The sequence below is a fragment of the Frigoribacterium sp. PhB116 genome (genome assembly GCF_004364285.1).
GTDB lineage: Bacteria > Actinomycetota > Actinomycetes > Actinomycetales > Microbacteriaceae > Frigoribacterium.
The window spans coordinates 1-15,852 of the sequence record NZ_SOBE01000006.1 but is presented as its reverse complement, the minus strand read 5'-3'; the positions used below and the strand labels follow the sequence as shown (position 1 = coordinate 15,852).

Here is a 15,852-nt window from a genome sequence, read left to right as displayed (position 1 = left end):
TCAACCCTGCGCCTCGGCCCCCTGCCCCCACAACGGCTGTTCCGTCTACTCTCGACCCATCGGATGGAGGGAACCACCATGGCTGAGCGTGACCCGCACGCGACACCTGATCTGCAGGCGACACGTGACCCGCAGGGGCCGGGGTGGCTGCAGCTGCTCGCCGACCAGGCCGGAGTGCCCGAGCTCGAGGCTCACCGCCGCCTCCTCGTCGCCGACGGTGCCGACGAGGCCCGCACCGACCAGGAGGCGCGCACCGCGGTCGAGGTCGCGTCGCTGCTGCAGGAACGCCGACAGCGCGCGGTCGAGCTTGCCGCCCTCAACGACATCGCCGGCCGCCTGGCCGCCGTGGCCGACCCGGCCGACCTGCTCGTGGAGGTCGTCGACCAGGCCCGCCGCCTCCTGGGGGTCGACCTCACCTACGTCGCGCTGCTCGTGGGCGACGACCTCCGCATCGAGGTCGCGAGCGGCGACCGCTCGTCCGCCCTGGTCGGCACGCGCCTGCCCCGCACCGCCGGGCTCGTCGGCAGCGTCGCCGCGAGCGGGACCCCGCGCTGGACGTCGGACTACGCGGCCGACCCCGAGCTCGTGCACGAGGAGAGCGCCGACCGGGCCGCCCGGGCGGAGTCGATCCGCGGGCTGCTCGGCGTCCCGCTGGCCGTGCGGGGCCGTGTGCTCGGGGTGCTGCTCGCCGCCAAGCGGGAGGAACGCCGCTTCGGCCCCCACGAGATCAGCCTGCTGACCGGGCTCGCCGCCCACGCCGCGGTCGCCATCGACAACGCGCGGACTGCCGCCGAGCTGCGCGAGGCCAAGGAGGGGCTCGAGTCGACCCTGCGCCTCGACGCCGACCTGACCCGGGCCGTGCTCGCCGGGGGCGACCCGGAGTCGCTCGTCGAACGGGTGCAGGCGCTCACCGACGTGCCCGTGCGGTGGGTGGAGCACCCGACCGACGGGCCGGTGGGGGCGGCGCTCGCCGGGGCGGCCCGCAGCGGGGAACCCGGACCGGTCGTCGTAGGGGCCGAGACGGTGCAGCCGGTGGCGGCGGCGGGGCAGGTGTTCGGGGCGCTGGTCGCCGGGCCTGCGGGTCTGCGTGTCGGTCTCGGTCTCGGGGACGCTGCGGGCGCGGTCGCCGGCACCGCGCCTCCTCGGGGCGGGCTCAGGGACGCCGGGCCTGCTGGTGCGGGGCCTGCTGGTGCGGTGCCCGCCGACGCCCTGCTGCTGCTCGAGCGGGCCGCGCCCCTGATCGCGCTCACGCTCGTGGGGGCGAGGGCCACCGCCCGCGCCGCCCAGCTCGGCCGTGACATCGCCACGGTCGACCTGCTCAGCCGCGGCGAGCCCGACGCGACCGCCGATCACCGGCGTTGGCGCGGCGCCGGGCTCGACCCGCGCCGGCCGCACGTCGTCGTGGTGGTCGAGGGCGACCCCGAGGCTGCCCGGAGCCACGTCGCGGGGCTCGGGCTGGGCGGGCACGTCGCGTCCGCGGTGCACCGCGACCGGTTCGTGCTGGTCGCCCCGGCCTCGCTCGAGCTCGAGGGGCGCTGGGGAGCGCAGGAGGCGCCCGTCGCCGGACTCGCCGGCCCCGTCGTCGAGACGGCCGCGCTCCGCACCGCGTGGGGCGAGGCCGCCCGGACGGCCCGGGCCCTCACGGCCCTCGGCCGCCGCCCGGGCAGCGGCGGCGGGCTGTCGCGGGGCGACGACCTCGGGGTCTTCGCCGTGCTGCTCAGCCGCGCCGGCACCCGTGAGCTGCACGAGCAGGTCGAGCGCGAGCTCGGGCCGGTCCTCGCCGAGGAAGCTCGGCGTGGCGTGCCCCTCTCGGAGACGCTCGAGGTGTTCCTCGACCAGGGACGGCGCCCGACGGCCACGGCGTCCGCGCTGCGCGTGCACGTGAACACGGTCTACCAGCGGCTGGCGACGCTCGACGGGCTGCTCGGGCCGGCCTGGCGGGAGCGGGCGCTCGAGCTGCAGGTGCTGCTGCGGCTGAGCCGGGCGGCGCGGGAGCTCGACGGACCCGCGCCTGCGCGCTCGCCCGGGCCCGCGTAGGCGCCCGAGCCTCAGAGGCCCGCGACGAACGCGAGCAGCACCCCGTTGAACTCGTCGGGGCGGTCGAAGTTCGTCGCGTGCCCGGCGTCGTCGATGACGACCGACCGGCCGAGCGCGTGGTCGCCGACCGCCGCCTCCGCGTGGCTGCAGGGCCAGAGCTGGCTGTCGCGGCCCGCGACCATCGTGAAGGGCACGTCCAGCCGGGCGATCACGTCGCGCCAGTCCTGCAGGCCGTGGTCGCGGAGCAGCTTGCGCGTCTCGGGCGCGTTCGCCTCGCGCACGGCGGGCGGGCCGCCGAGCCGCTCGAACAGCCGGGCGACGCCGGTGGCGGCCGGGTCGACGCGGGCGCCGCGGCCGGTGTCGGGGATGCCGTCGTCGAAGAAGGTGCCGCTGTTCTCGGGCGTCATGCCGTAGAAGCCGTGCGCCCACTCCGCGTCGTTCACGAGCTTCGGCGTCTGGTCGATCGTCAGCACTCCCGCGACGCGGTCCGTGCCGAACAGGTCGATCGCCGCCCAGACCGTGCTCGCGCCCATCGACTGGCCGACGAGCACCACGTCGTGGAGGTCGAGGTGCACGAGCAGCTCGTGCAGGTCGGCACCGTGGCGGCCGATCCGCTGGCCGTGCAGGACGTCCTCGCTCGCGCCGTGCGAACGCCGGTCGAACTCGACGACGCGGTGGCCCGCCGCGAGCAGCGCGTCGGTCTGGAGCGCCCACGCCGCGGCGGGCATCGCGTAGCCGGCGACGAGCACGACGGTGCGGGAGGCCGTGCTGCGGGAGGCGGTGGTCGCGGGGGAAGCGGCGGCCGCGTCGGTCCTGCCGGTCGCGACGCGCGCCTCCCCCGAGTCCGTGCACGCGAGCGTCACGCCGTCGGTGCTGACGAACGTGCTGGCGGTGCTCATCAGAAGGCCTTCCCGGGGTTGAGGGTGCCGGCGGGGTCGAGGGCGTCCTTGACGGAGCGGTGCATCGCGAGCACGCGCTCGCCCAGCTCCTCGCGGAGGCCCGGCAGCTTCAGCAGGCCCACGCCGTGCTCGCCGGTCACGGTGCCGCCGAGGTCGAGGCAGTCGGCGACGATGGCGTCGAACGCGACCTTCGCCCGGGCCTTCGCGGCCTCGTCGCCCTCGGGCGCGATGATCAGCGGGTGCAGGTTGCCGTCGCCCGCGTGCGCGATGTTCGCGATGACGACGTCGGCGCCCGCCGCGGTCGCCTGGATGCGCCGGAGCATCTCGGGCACGGCCGAGCGCGGCACGCAGATGTCCTCGGTGAGCACAGGGCCGAGCCTCTCGAGCGCCGGGTAGGCGAGCCGTCGCGCCTGGAACAGCCGGTCGATGTCGGCCGGGTCCGTGGCCAGCTCGACGTCGGTGCCGCCCGCCTCCGCGAACACCCGGGCGACTTGGTCGGCGAGCTCGTCGCCGGCCGCGCCGCGCTCGTCGACGCGGGCCAGCAGCAGCGTGTCGACGTCGGAGGGGAGCCCCAGGTGCACCCAGTCGTCGACCGCCTGCAGGCAGGTGCGGTCGAGCATCTCGAGCGCGGCGGGGATGATCCCGGCCTTCGAGATCGCCGCCACGGCGTCGCCCGCGGCGACGAGCGAGGGGAAGTACCCGATCACCGCACGCTCGTCGCGCCCGGCGAGCGGCAGCAGCCGCACGGTCACCGAGGTCACGACGCCGAGCGTGCCCTCCGACCCGACCATCAGCCCGACGAGGTCGTAGCCGGCGACGCCCTTGGCCGTGCGCCGCCCGAGCTCCACGATCGAGCCGTCGGCGAGCACGACCGTGAGGCCCAGCACGTAGTCACGGGTCACGCCGTACTTGACGCAGCAGATGCCGCCCGCGTTCGTGGCGACGTTGCCGCCGATCGTCGAGATCGCCGAGCTGGCCGGGTCCGGCGGGTACCAGAGACCGTGCTCGGCCACGGCGGCACGCAGGGCGTCGTTGATCACCCCGGGCTGCACGACGGCGTACCGCTCGTCGACGTCGATCTCGGTGACGGCGTCCATCAGCTCGAGCGACAGCACGACGCAGTCCGCGACGGCGTTCGCGCCGCCGGAGAGACCGGTGCCCGCACCGCGCGGCACGACCCGGACGCCGGAGGCGGCGGCCCGGCGGAGCACCGCGCTCACCTCGTCCGTGCTGCGGGCGAGCACCACCGCGAGCGGCGCCTCGAACGGCGCCCACTCGGCGTCGTCGTGGCTGTACCGGGCGAGGGACTCGGGATCGCGGAGCACGCGGTCGGCGTCGAGCGCCGACGCCAGGTCGGCGACGAACGCGGCGACGGCCTCGGCGGCGAGGGGCCGTGCGGATGCGGGGGCCTGTGCGGATGCGGGGGCCTGCGCGGGTGCGGCCGCGGCCGCGGAGGAGGCGGCGCGTGCGTCCGCTTCGGTGGTGACGGTCATGCGGGGCGTCCTCCTGGCTCGGCTCGGTGCGGACCGACTGTAGCCCCGCTCCCCGGGCCGCGCCTCCGGCTGGGCAGCTCTCCGCGTGCGCGCGGGTCCGAGGGGTGCGCCGTGCGCGCGGAGTGCGGCGGGTCAGCGGGCGGTGCCGCCGCCGGCGTCGCGGCCGGCCCGGGCGAAGCCCGACTCGTACGCGAAGACGGCTGCCTGCACGCGCGTGCGGGTGCCGGTCTTCGCCAGCAGGTTCGAGATGTGGGTCTTGACGGTCGCGATGCTGAGGTAGAGCTCCTGGGCGATGTCGACGTTGCTGAGGCCCCGCGCGACCCCGTCGAGCACGTCGAGCTCGCGGTCGCTCAGCCCGTCGAGCGCGGCACGGAGGAGCGGCGGGGCCAGCCGGGACGCGGCGGTCCCCGCGAGGGCGGGCGCCGACGTGGGCGACTGGGCCGACACCTGCGCAGGCGCATGCGCGGGCGACTGCGCGGGCGAGTCGCCCGACGCGCGCGCCGCCTCTGTCGCGACGGTCTGCTCGATCAGCGCCCGCGTCATCGCCGGGTCGATCAGCGAGTCGCCGCGGGCGGCCGAGCGGACGGCGGCGGCCATGAGGTCGGGCCCGGAGTCCTTGAGGAGGAACCCCGAGGCACCCGCGGCGATGCCGTCGAAGAGGTGCTCGTCGTCGTCGAAGGTCGTGATGAGCACGACGGCCGTCGAGGGCTCGGCGACGATGCGCCGGGTCGCGGCGATGCCGTCGAGGCGCGGCATGCGGATGTCCATGACGACGACGTCGGGTCGCAGCTCGAGGGCGTCGCGCACGGCGTCCTCGCCGTCGCGGCTCTGGCCCACGACCGTGAGGTCGTCCTCGGCGTCGAGCATCGTCGCGATGCCGGCGCGGGCGATCGCCTGGTCGTCGACGACCAGCACCCGGAGGGTCACGACAGGCCTCCGTCCGACGCCGCCACGAGAGGACCGCGGGCGTCGGTCGCGGCCGCAGCCGCCGTCTCGGCCGCCGTCGCCGGTCCGACCGAGAAGGAGGCGCCTCCCCGGGGCAGCTCCGCCCTCACGGCCCAGCCCGTCCCGGCCGCGTCGTGCCCGGTGACGAGCACGCCGCCCAGGCCGACGATCCGCTCGCGCATGTTCGCGATGCCCGCGCCGCCCCGCGGCACGTCGGGGAACCGCTCGGCGGCGGGCCCGGGGTCGGTGACGACCACCTGCCAGGCCGTGGGGCCCTCCGTGATCGCGGCCCGTACCTCCTCGGCGGACGAGTGCAGCATCGTGTTGGTCAGGCACTCCTGCACGACGCCGAGCACCGCGATGCGCTGCGCCGCGGGCAGCTCGCCGTGCACCAGCACGGTGCAGTCGACCTGGTAGCCGATGGCGCGCAGCCTCGCCGCCATCGCCTCGAGCTCGACGTCGAGGTCGCCCGTCGCGTCGGCGAGCGGCCCGACCGGTGCGGCCTTGAGCACGCGGACGACGGTGCGGATGCGGGTGAGCACGTCCTTGCCGCCGAGCACGACGTCGTTGAGCGCGGCGACCAGGCGGTCGGGGTGCTGGCCGGCCACCCGGACCGCCGCCTGCGCGCCGATCACGAGAGCGGCGACGTGGTGCGCGACCTCGTCGTGCACGTCGCGGGCGATCCGGGTGCGCTCGCGCTCGGCGATGCGCACCGCCTCCTCGGCGCGGAGGGCGACCAGCTCCCGGTTGCGGGCCGCGAGCTGCGCCGTGGCCCGCCGCTGGTGCTGCAGCGCGAGCGCGGCCGCGACGACGAGCGCACAGCCGACGAGGTAGCCGAACTGCGTCGAGCGGTCGTAGAAGACCGCCCAGTCGAAGGCGTCGAAGACGGAGCCGGCCGACAGCCACGAGTCGACGACGACCTGCCACGGCACGATGGTGAGCACGGCGAGCGCCGCGAAGGAGGCGGCCGGCGCGAACACGGGGAGCCCGTTCGACACCGAGATGAAGACCGTCACCGCCAGCGGCACCAGCAGCTCGGGCGCCCGGACGTACCAGTCGCCCGGCACCGGCCCGAAGGCGATCGCCACCGTGATCGCCGAGACGCCGGTGAGCGAGGCGAGGGGGAACCGCTTCGTGGTCGCCGCCGCGACGAGCGCCGTGAGGCCGACGATGACGTAGCCCGGCAGGCTGGAGGGGTACCAGTTGAACTGCAGCGCGACGATCAGCGCCGTCAGGTAGGCGGCGACGCCGAGCCCGAGCAGGAGCGCACGGCGGAGCCCGGGGCCGAGGTCGCGGAGCGGAGCGACGGCACGGAGGCGGGCGGTCAGGGAGGGCTCCCGGGGCGTCGTCGAGGCCCACCCGGCGGCGGCCTCGGCCTGCTCGTCGGCCGCCCTCACGTCTGCTGTCTGCACGTCCACACGCTAGCTCCGGGCGCGCGTGCGTTTCTCAGCCAGAGGGATGAACGACATCCGTGCAGTGAGTGCACGATCGGGGACATGAACCGTTCCGCGAAGATCCTCCTGCCCCTCGTGCTGGCCTCGTCGCTCGGCCTGCTCGTCTCGGGGTGCACCTCCGGCGACGCGGACGCGTCGGCGACCGGCGCCTCCTCGGGGCCGTCCTCGTCTGCCTCGTCGTCGGCGTCGACCTCGCCCGGCGGGTCGGCCAGCCCGTCGGCGTCCGCGCCGGCCGAGCCGAGCGCGACCCCGGGCCCCGACGGCGCCTCGGGCGGCGGCGGCGACCTCGGCGACGGCGCCTCCGGCGACGCGTCGGCCCGGTGCACGGTCGACGAGCTCGGCGTCGAGATCGCCGACGGAGGCGGCGGCGCGGCCGGCAGCTACGGCATCGCGTTCATCTTCACGAACACCGGCGACCGCACCTGCACGCTGCAGGGCTGGCCAGGCGTCTCGTTCGTCGGGGGCGGGGACGGCACCCAGATCGGCGCCTCCGCCACGCTCGACCGCGGGACGCCGCACGACACCCAGAGCCTCGCGCCCGGCGGCGAGGTCCAGGCGCTCGTGAAGATCGTCCAGGCCGGCGGCTACGACGCCGCCACCTGCCAGCCGACCGCGACCGACGGGTTCCGCATCTACCCGCCCGGGTCGGTCCGCTCGATCTTCGTGGGCGCCTCGGGCTCGAGCTTCGAGGCGTGCGCGAACACGGCCGTGCAGCAGCTCTCGACGAGCGCGCTCGCCGTGTTCTAGCCCTCGGGGCGATCGATGTGACGCCGACGCGGGGTCGCGAGGTCCGCGACCCCCTCGGGGCGTCACCTCGATCAGCTGCGGGTGCGCGCGAGCGCGAGGAGCTCGGCGGCCGCAGCGGCAGGGGAGGAGGCGGTCGTCGGGCGCGGGAGGGGCGCCTCCTCGAGGCAGCGGTCGAGCAGGCCCTCGACGAGCCGGGCCCGGCCCGTGATGTCGGAGGCGGAGAGCGAGCCGGGCAGGATCCGCACCTCGACCGTGTCGCGCACGGGGGCGTCCGTGAGCAGGGCGGTGAGGTTCACGTCCATGTACTTGAGCAGGCCGGTGCGGGCGGCAGCCTGCTGGAGGCGGTGCCAGCGCTCGGCTGAGGCGGCGCCTCCTGCGGTCGTCGCGTCGTCTCCTGCGGTCGTCACGACGTCGTCCTCGGCGTCGGCGCCTGTCCGGGCTGCGCTCGTCGCCGCGGCCCAGGCGGCCGCCTCCTCCTCGACCAGCGCGAGCACCGCGGGCGGCATCGGCGCGAGCCTCGTGCAGGCCGGGTTCGTCTCGAGCAGCTCGTGCAGGGCCCCGCGCCAATGCCCGAAGAGCCGCACCAGGTTGGCGAACGCATGCGCCGAGCGGAACGGCGCCCCGTCGACGTGCAGGTGCACGGCGGCCTCGACGGGGACGGTGAAGCCGAGCTCCCTCGCGGGCCGGAGCAGCGCCTCCAGCGCCACCTCGTGGTCGACGACCAGGGGAGCCGTCACGATCTCGCACGGCCGTTCGCGGCCCGGGGCGAGCGGGGCCGCCATCGCGATGCTCGCCCCCGAGCGGTCGCGCAGCCGCCGGACGCCGCCGACGACCTCGACGTCGGTGCCGAAGAGCCGCGCAGCCGCGTCGAGCGACTGCGCGACGGGGGCGGCCGGGTCGCTGTGGTCGGCCACGAGGCGGAGGAGGCGAGGGTCGTCCGAGAGGACGCGCCAGAGGCCCGGGGACGACGGCGCGAGGGTGACGGCCCCTGCCCTCCCGGCCCGCGCCTCCTCGTGCTCGCGTCGCAGGTCGTCGGCGATCGTGATGTCGTCCACGAAGGAGGCGACGGGCGCGCCGCGCGCGTCGGACACCTCCCATGCCGGTGTCAGGTGCCAGAAGTGGCCCATCCCCGGCACGAGCGAGGGCTCGGAGTCGGTGTGGAAGACCCGACGGGCCGCCCCGCCCGAGGCGAGGGCGACCCGTCGGGCGAGCACGCCGCGATCGACGCCGGGTGGGGCGATCAGCTCGATCTCGACGCCGATCCGGCGCCGCAGTGCCGTGCCGGTCCGGCCGTGCGCGGGCCCGGCGGGGTCGTGCGTCGTCCCGTCGTGCCCGGTCGGCGTCGTCACGGCCCGGCTCAGGGGACGACCGGCAGGCTGTCGCCGGCGAGCAGCGCCGCCCCGGCCCGGGCCTCGGCCTCGCGCACGGAGCCGCTCTGCCAGATCGAGGCGAGCTCGGTCGCGTTCGCCTCGGTGTAGCCGCTCGCGGTGAACGCGGCGACCTGCTGGTCCTCGGTGAAGGTCGCGGGTGCGGGCTGCACCTCCTCGTGGGCCAGCAGGGTCGCGCCGATGGTGCTCTTCACCGGGTAGACGCTGGGCTCGCCCCAGGCGACCGCCAGCCCGAGGGCCTGTTGCCAGCTCGCGCCGCCGAGGAAGAACGCGGCGAGCTGCTGGTCGTCCGTGTACGAGGCGGCGGGGGCGTCGTCGGGACCGAACGGCAGCGGGGTGCCGGCCGTGATTGCGGCGCCGGCCTTGCCCTTCGCCGTGGCGACGTCGGGCGTGCCCCAGACGACGGCGAGGTTGAGCGCGTCGTCCGCGTAAGGCGAGGCGGCGAAGGCCGCGAGGTCGGCCTGGCTGTAGGTGATCTTCGGCAGCGGGGTCTGCTCGCCCTTCGCGGTGCCCGCGGCCTGTGCTGCGGCGGCGTCGGCCGCGACCTGCGCCGACGACGTGGCCGGGGCCGCGCCGTCGGTGGCGAAGGCGCCCGCTGCCCCGAGGCCCAGCGCGGAGCCGGTGACGGCGCAGGCGACGACGGCGACGACTCCCGCGCGGCGGAACGAGGCGCCGCGGCTCGTGCCGGGCGCGGTGCGGGCGGTCGGGCTGGTGCGGGTGGTGCTGGTCTGCGTGGTGGGGCTGTCCTGGTCCATGAGGTGCTCCTCGGTCGGGTCGGCGGGGTGCGACGGTGCGTCGCGGTGCCGACCCTCCGGACGCTACGAGCACCAGGAGGCGCGGGTCGAGGGATCCGGGCAGGTCCCGTCCGCACGGCGTCCGGTTCGGTCCGGAGGGATGAGCCGCACGCGCCGAGCGCCCTCGCTCGGCTCATCCGAACGACCGATCCCGACCTCGCGCACCCGCACTCGCGCACTCGCGCACCCGCACTCGCGCACTCGCGCACTCGCGCACGCGCTCGCGACGCGAACGAGGTGACGCGTCGCGGGGGTCAGAGCCGGCCGGACCCCCGCGACGCGTCACCTCGACGGGCAGAGGCCCGGCCCGCCCGGGCTCGCGTGCGCGCTACGGGACGATGACCGCGCGGCCGCGGACCGTGCCGGCCGCGAGGGCCTCGTACGCGGCCGGGCCGTCGTCGAGCGAGTACCGCTGCGTCTCGACCGAGACGCGGCCCGACCGGGCGAGGTCGAGCACCTCGATCAGCTCGGAGCGGCTGCCCCAGTACGGCACCCGGACGGCGGCGTCGTAGGCGATCGAGCCGAAGCCGACCTGAGCGGTGCCGCCGCCGATCCCGACGAGGGTGACGTCCGCCTCCGAGGCGGCGACCGACGTGGCGAGGGCCACCGTGGGAGGCGCCCCCACGAAGTCGAAGACGGCGTTCGCGCCCAGCCCGCCCGTGAGCTCGCGGATGCCGTCGGCCGCGTGCTCGTCGCTGATCAGCACGTGGTCGGCGCCGACGTGGGTGGCCAGCTCGAGCTTCTCGTCGCTGACGTCGAGGGCGATGATCTGCGCCCCCGAGAGCGCCTTGAGGATCTGGATGCCGACGTGCCCGAGTCCGCCGGTGCCGATGACGACGGCGAAGGTGCCCGCCCCGAGCTTCGGGAGCGAGGTCTTGATCGCGTGGTACGGCGTGAGGCCGGCGTCGGTGAGCGACACGTTCTGGACGGGATCGAGGTCGCCGAGCGGCACCAGGTGGCGCGGGTCGTCGACGATCATGTACTCGGCCATCGAGCCGGGGGCGCCGAGGCCGGGGGGCTTGATGCCCTCGGCCGCCGCGTTGACGCAGTAGTTCTCCTTGCCCTGCGAGCAGGGGCGGCAGCGGCCGCAGCCCCACGGGCCGTAGACGGCGACGGCGTCGCCGATCTGCAGGTGCTCGACGCCCTCGCCGAGCTCGTCGACGACGCCGGCGCCCTCGTGGCCGAGCGTCAGGGGGAGGGGGTAGCCGCCCGCCGTGTAGTCCTCCTCGCTGAGGCCCATGACGAACTCGTCGCTGTGGCAGACGCCGGCCGCGGTGATCTTGAGCAGCACCTGCCCGGGGCCGGGCGACGGCTTCTCGATCTCGACGACCTCGGGGTGCTGACCGATCTTCGTGTACTGGAGTGCCTTCATGGCCAGAGGCTACGCCGGGCGCGTCACCCGTGCCCGACACCTGTCGGCTGTATCCAGGTCAGGCGAAGGGTGGCAGGTCGCGCAGGACGAGGTTCATCATCACCTGCGACATGACGACCTCGTCGCGCTGGTTCAGCATCTCGATGCGCGTGCGCACGAGGCCGCGGTCGGGCTTCGACGCAGAGATCCGCGACGAGAGCACCGTGAACCGCGCCCGCAGCAGGTCGCCCGGCCGCACCGGCAGCAGCCAGCGCAGCTCGTCGACGCCGGGCGAGGCGACGCTCGCCCGCTGGTTCAGGAACCCGCCCACCATCAGCCGCATCATCAGCGCCGTCGTGTGCCAGCCGCTGGCGATGAGGCCGCCGAACGGGCTCCTCCTCGCAGCCTCCGGGTCGACGTGCATGTCGTGGGGGTCGAAGGAGGAGGCGAACGCCACGATCTCGGACTCGGTCACCTCGAGCGGCCCGTGCGTCTCCACCAGCCCGGGCGCGTAGTCGGAGAGCGTGCGGTCGGCCACGGGGACGGCGGGGCGTTCGGTCATGCTCCGATCCTCCGCCCTGCGCCCGTCGGGCGTGCTCACCACGGTCACGCTGAGTTCCCGTCCCGCCCAGGCTCGGAGGCGGGCTCGGGCTCGGATCCCACGGGCAACTTCCCTCGCTCCGTACGGAACGCAAGCCCCCAAGGTCACGATCAGGCCTCGATCGCCGCGCACCGACCAGGAATCGGCGACAATGGTCGATGTATGGCTGTTCTACCGGTCATGTCGAACACCCGGCCACCACGGTTCCGACAGGCAAGGAGAACAGATGATCACGTTCGAGGGCGTCAGCAAGGTCTATCCGGACGGCACGGTCGCCGTCGAGCAGCTCGACATGGAGCTGCCGACCGGCGAGCTCACGGTCCTGGTCGGCCCCTCCGGCTGCGGCAAGACCACCTCGCTGCGCATGATCAACCGCATGGTCACGCCGTCGACCGGCCGCGTGCTCATCGACGGCGTCGACGTCGCCGGCCAGGACGAGGCGCTGCTGCGCCGCGGCATCGGCTACGTCATCCAGGCCGCCGGCCTGTTCCCGCACCGCACGATCGTCGAGAACATCATGACGGTGCCCGCCCTCGTCGGCACGAGCAAGAAGGCGGCCCGCGCCACGGCGGTCGAGCTCATGGAACGGGTCGGGCTGACCTCGGCGATGGCCGACCGCTACCCGGTGCAGCTCTCCGGTGGTCAGCAGCAGCGCGTGGGCGTCGCCCGCGCCCTGGCCGCCGACCCGCCGGTGATGATCATGGACGAGCCGTTCAGCGCCGTCGACCCGATCGTCCGCGAGGGCCTGCAGGCCGAGTTCCTGCGGCTGCAGCGCGACCTCGGCAAGACCATCGCGATGGTCACCCACGACATCGACGAGGCGATCAAGCTGGGCGACAACGTCGCCGTGTTCCAGGAGGGCGGCCGCCTCGCCCAGTTCGCCACCCCGCGCGAGCTGCTCGCGAACCCGGCCGACGACTTCGTCGCGGGCTTCGTCGGCCGCGACCGCGGCTTCCGCAGCCTCTCGTTCGACTCGGCCGCGAGCCTCGACGTCGCGCCCCTGTCCGAGGTGACGACCGGGCCCGAGCAGCTCGTGCTCGACCAGGCCGGCCGGCCCCTCGGCTGGACGGGCGCCGGTCTCGGGTCGACCGCCACCCCGACCCCCACCGGAGGCGCGTTCCAGACCACGGACTCGCTGCGCCTCGTGACCGACCTCGCGATCACGTCGCCGGTCGGCGTCGTCGTCCGCGTCGACGAGAACGGGGTCGCCGACGGCGTGATCCGCCACACCAGCCTCATGCAGCAGCTGGAAGCCCGCCGTCGACGGGAGGTCGACCCGGCGTGATCCAGTACCTGCAGAACAACGTCGCGGTCATCCAGGCCGCCCTCTCGCAGCACGTGTTCCTGGCGCTGGTCCCGGTGCTGATCGGCATCGTCGTGTCGCTGCCGATCGGCTACCTCGCGGTCCGCTTCGGGTTCCTCTACCACCCGCTGCTCAACCTCAGCGGCATCCTCTACGCGGTGCCGTCGATCGCCCTGATCGTGCTCGTGCCGACCATCGTGGGCATCCAGATCCTGTCGCCGTTGAACATCATCATCGCCCTCAGCGTCTACACGATCGCGCTGCTCGTGCGGGTCGTGGCCGACGGCCTCAAGTCGGTCGACCCGCTCGTGACCGAGGCCGCCTCGGCGATGGGCTACCGCCGCCTCCGGCGCCTGGTCTCGGTCGAGCTGCCGATCGCGCTGCCGGTCATGCTCGCGGGGCTCCGCGTCGCGACCGTCGCCAACGTCAGCCTCGTCAGCGTCGGTGCCCTGATCGGCGTCGGCGGCCTCGGCGCCCTCTTCACCCGCGGGCAGCAGCTGAACTACACGCCGCCGATCGTCGTCGGCATCGTGCTCTCGGTGCTGCTCGCCGCCGTCTGCGACGGGATCATCGTGCTGGTCCAGCGGCGCGTGACGCCCTGGACCCGCGTGGCAGGGAGGATCGCCGCATGAGCGACGGACTGCTCGGCTACCTGCTCGACCCCGCCAACTGGCAGGGCGGCGGCGTGCGCGCCTCGATCCCCGAGCTGGTGCTGACGCACCTCTGGTACACGGTGCAGGCGCTCGTCGTCGCGGCCGTGATCGCCCTGCCCCTCGGTCTCTACATCGGCCACACCGGCAAGGGGTCGTTCATCGCGATCAACGCAGCGAACGCCGGCCGGTCGCTGCCGACGCTGGGCCTCATCATCCTGCTCGTCGTGATCATGGGCCTCGGCTTCGGGCCGGTGCTGATCGCCCTGGTCATCCTGGCGATCCCGCCGATCCTCACCACGACGTACGCGGGCATCCGCGCGGTCGACCCGGCCGCGATCGACGCCGCCCGGGGCATGGGGATGCGGCCGCTGCAGGTGCTCTTCGGGGTCGAGGTGCCGATCGCGCTGCCGCTGATCTCGTCCGGCCTCCGCAATGCGCTGCTGCAGCTCGTCGCCACCTCGACCGTCGCCGCCTACGTCGGCATCGGCGGCCTCGGCCGGCTGCTCATCGACGGGCTGTCGCTCAACGACTACGGCCGCGTCGTGGCGGGCGCCGTCGTCGTGGCCGCGTTGGCGATCGTGCTCGACCTCCTCGCCGCGGGCACGCAGCGGCTCGTCGTGTCGCCCGGCCTCACCGGGCGCATCCCCCGGCGCCGCGTCGGCACCGCGCTGGCGGCGCGCGACGGCGCGTCCTCCTGACCTGGCGCGCGCCTCCCGGCCCGCGCCTCTTCGAACTCGACCAGCACCTCCTGGTCCTCCTTCTCACCCCACACCCCCGCACCCGAACGAATCGTCGTCAGGTGCACGAGAGCAAAGGCTCACACCCCATGAAGAAGACCCTCCTCGGCGCCATCGGCGTCATCGGCGTCGGCGTGTTCGCGCTGTCCGCCTGCTCCGACCCCACCGCCAGCACCGGCGGCGGCTCGTCGTCCGACAGCGACACGATCGCCATCGGCTCGGCGAACTTCCCCGAGAGCGAGCTGCTCGGCGAGATCTACGCCCAGGCACTCGAGGCCAAGGACGTCAAGGTCAGCCGCACCTTCAACATCGGCGCCCGCGAGGTCTACCTCAAGGCGCTCGAGGACGGCTCGATCGACCTGCTGCCCGAGTACAACGGCGCCCTGCTCGCCGCGCTGTCGACCGACGGCGTGGACGAGGGCGTCACCTCGCCCGACGACGTGTACGACGCGCTGCAGGACGTGCTGCCCGAGGGCATCGTCTCGCTGCCCCAGTCGGACGCCGAGGACAAGGACACCCTCACCGTCACCCGCGCGACGGCCGACCAGTACAGCCTCGAGACCATCGAGGACCTCGAGCCCGTCGCGGGCGAGCTCCGCCTCGCCGGCGGGCCCGAGTTCGCGGAGCGCCAGCAGGGCGTCGTCGGCCTCGAGTCGGTCTACGGCCTCACCTTCAAGGAGTTCGTGCCCCTCGACGCCGGCGGACCGCTGACGCTCGCCGCGCTCGAGAACGGCGACGTCGAGGTCGCGAACCTCTTCTCGACCGACTCGGCCATCACGACGAACGACCTCGTCACCCTCGAGGACACGAAGAACTTGTTCCTCTCGGAGAACATCGTCCCGATCATCCGCGAGGACAAGTCGAGCGACACCGTCGAGGAGTCGCTCAACGCCGTCTCGGAGGCGCTCACCACCGAGAACCTCACGGAGTACCTCGCCATGGTGCAGGTCGACAAGAAGGACTCGGCGAGCGTCGCCACCGCGTTCCTCACGGAGTACGACCTCCTCTAGGTCTCGTTCACGAACCGACGTAGAAGGTCCTCCCCGGTCTCGGGGAGGACCTTCTTCGTCGTCTCGCCCCCGTGTGTCCCCGGTCGTGCGTCTCCTCGTTCAGGAAGATCGGTCCTGAGTCGCGCAGCGGGGGGAGCGAGAGTCCTGAGTCGTGCACCGTTCAGGAGGTGTGGCCTGTCTCCTCCTGCACGACGCGGTGCCGAGGAGGTGCGGGCCGAGGAACGCGGGAAGCCCCGTCCCGCAGGGTGCGGGACGGGGCTTCACCGGGAACGTCGGCGGGTGCCGACGGGGGACGCCACCCGGGCGGGCTGCTCGATGAGCCCTCCTCGGTGAGCAGTACGAGTACTACTCGGTGGCGACGGTGATCTTCGCGACGCCGACGAGCATCTCGTCCTGGACGGCGTCGGTGTTGAAGGTCTGGTTCAGCAGGGCGGCGGCGT

The 15,852-nt window shown here is 74.3% G+C and carries 14 protein-coding genes; 6 read left to right on the top strand and 8 right to left on the bottom strand.

From position 1 onward, the window contains the following. Nucleotides 1-78: 78 nt before the first annotated feature. Nucleotides 79-2,037, top strand: coding sequence for a GAF domain-containing protein (locus EDF20_RS14710; protein ID WP_166644841.1), 1,959 nt, complete (start codon nt 79-81; stop codon nt 2,035-2,037). Between the two features lie 11 nt (nt 2,038-2,048). Here EDF20_RS14710 and EDF20_RS14705 read toward each other — a convergent pair whose 3' ends face one another. From EDF20_RS14705 to EDF20_RS14690, 4 genes are all read right to left on the bottom strand, one after another. Next, nucleotides 2,049-2,936: an alpha/beta hydrolase gene (locus EDF20_RS14705; protein ID WP_133739198.1), complete on the bottom strand. Its 888-nt coding sequence runs from the start codon at nt 2,934-2,936 to the stop codon at nt 2,049-2,051. Then, a complete protein-coding gene (locus EDF20_RS14700; protein ID WP_133739197.1) occupies nt 2,936-4,429 on the bottom strand; it encodes an FAD-linked oxidase C-terminal domain-containing protein in 1,494 nt (497 codons plus the stop codon). Before EDF20_RS14700 ends, EDF20_RS14705 begins: the two co-directional genes overlap by 1 nt. A gap of 132 nt (nt 4,430-4,561) precedes the next feature. Beyond that, nucleotides 4,562-5,356 carry a response regulator transcription factor gene (locus EDF20_RS14695; protein WP_133739196.1) on the bottom strand — a complete coding sequence of 265 codons (795 nt, stop codon included), beginning with the start codon at nt 5,354-5,356 and terminating at the stop codon, nt 4,562-4,564. After that, entirely contained in the window at nt 5,353-6,786 is a 1,434-nt protein-coding gene (locus tag EDF20_RS14690; protein WP_133739195.1) for a histidine kinase, read from the bottom strand. The genes EDF20_RS14695 and EDF20_RS14690 overlap by 4 nt, the downstream gene beginning before the upstream one ends. Nucleotides 6,787-6,870: 84 nt before the next feature. Between EDF20_RS14690 and EDF20_RS14685 the strand changes: the two genes are divergently transcribed. Further along, entirely contained in the window at nt 6,871-7,575 is a 705-nt protein-coding gene (locus EDF20_RS14685) for a DUF4232 domain-containing protein (protein ID WP_123548844.1), read from the top strand. 71 nt (nt 7,576-7,646) lie between these two features. Here EDF20_RS14685 and EDF20_RS14680 read toward each other — a convergent pair whose 3' ends face one another. From EDF20_RS14680 to EDF20_RS14665, 4 genes are all read right to left on the bottom strand, one after another. Beyond that, on the bottom strand, nt 7,647-8,924 hold the full coding sequence (locus tag EDF20_RS14680) for an amidoligase family protein (RefSeq protein ID WP_243833517.1): 1,278 nt from the start codon (nt 8,922-8,924) through the stop codon (nt 7,647-7,649). Nucleotides 8,925-8,932: 8 nt separating this feature from the next. Beyond that, the gene (locus tag EDF20_RS14675) at nt 8,933-9,718 is read right to left on the bottom strand and encodes a hypothetical protein (protein ID WP_133739194.1); all 786 of its coding nucleotides are present in this window, start codon (nt 9,716-9,718) and stop codon (nt 8,933-8,935) included. A gap of 367 nt (nt 9,719-10,085) precedes the next feature. Next, a complete protein-coding gene (locus tag EDF20_RS14670) occupies nt 10,086-11,129 on the bottom strand; it encodes an NAD(P)-dependent alcohol dehydrogenase (protein WP_133739193.1) in 1,044 nt (347 codons plus the stop codon). Nucleotides 11,130-11,187: 58 nt separating this feature from the next. Next, nucleotides 11,188-11,670 carry a MaoC family dehydratase gene (locus EDF20_RS14665; protein ID WP_133739192.1) on the bottom strand — a complete coding sequence of 161 codons (483 nt, stop codon included), beginning with the start codon at nt 11,668-11,670 and terminating at the stop codon, nt 11,188-11,190. 265 nt (nt 11,671-11,935) lie between these two features. On the opposite strand from EDF20_RS14665, the gene EDF20_RS14660 reads away from it, so the two are divergent. The 4 genes from EDF20_RS14660 to EDF20_RS14645 all read left to right on the top strand — a co-directional run bounded on the left by EDF20_RS14660 (nt 11,936) and on the right by EDF20_RS14645 (nt 15,412). Next, the gene (locus tag EDF20_RS14660; protein ID WP_123548848.1) at nt 11,936-12,994 is read left to right on the top strand and encodes an ATP-binding cassette domain-containing protein; all 1,059 of its coding nucleotides are present in this window, start codon (nt 11,936-11,938) and stop codon (nt 12,992-12,994) included. Next, a complete protein-coding gene (locus EDF20_RS14655; protein WP_133739191.1) occupies nt 12,991-13,644 on the top strand; it encodes an ABC transporter permease in 654 nt (217 codons plus the stop codon). The genes EDF20_RS14660 and EDF20_RS14655 overlap by 4 nt, the downstream gene beginning before the upstream one ends. Further along, the gene (locus EDF20_RS14650; RefSeq protein WP_123548850.1) at nt 13,641-14,363 is read left to right on the top strand and encodes an ABC transporter permease; all 723 of its coding nucleotides are present in this window, start codon (nt 13,641-13,643) and stop codon (nt 14,361-14,363) included. Before EDF20_RS14655 ends, EDF20_RS14650 begins: the two co-directional genes overlap by 4 nt. Before the next feature lie 128 nt (nt 14,364-14,491). Beyond that, nucleotides 14,492-15,412, top strand: coding sequence for an ABC transporter substrate-binding protein (locus EDF20_RS14645; RefSeq protein WP_133739190.1), 921 nt, complete (start codon nt 14,492-14,494; stop codon nt 15,410-15,412). The last annotated feature ends 440 nt before the right edge of the window (nt 15,413-15,852 follow it).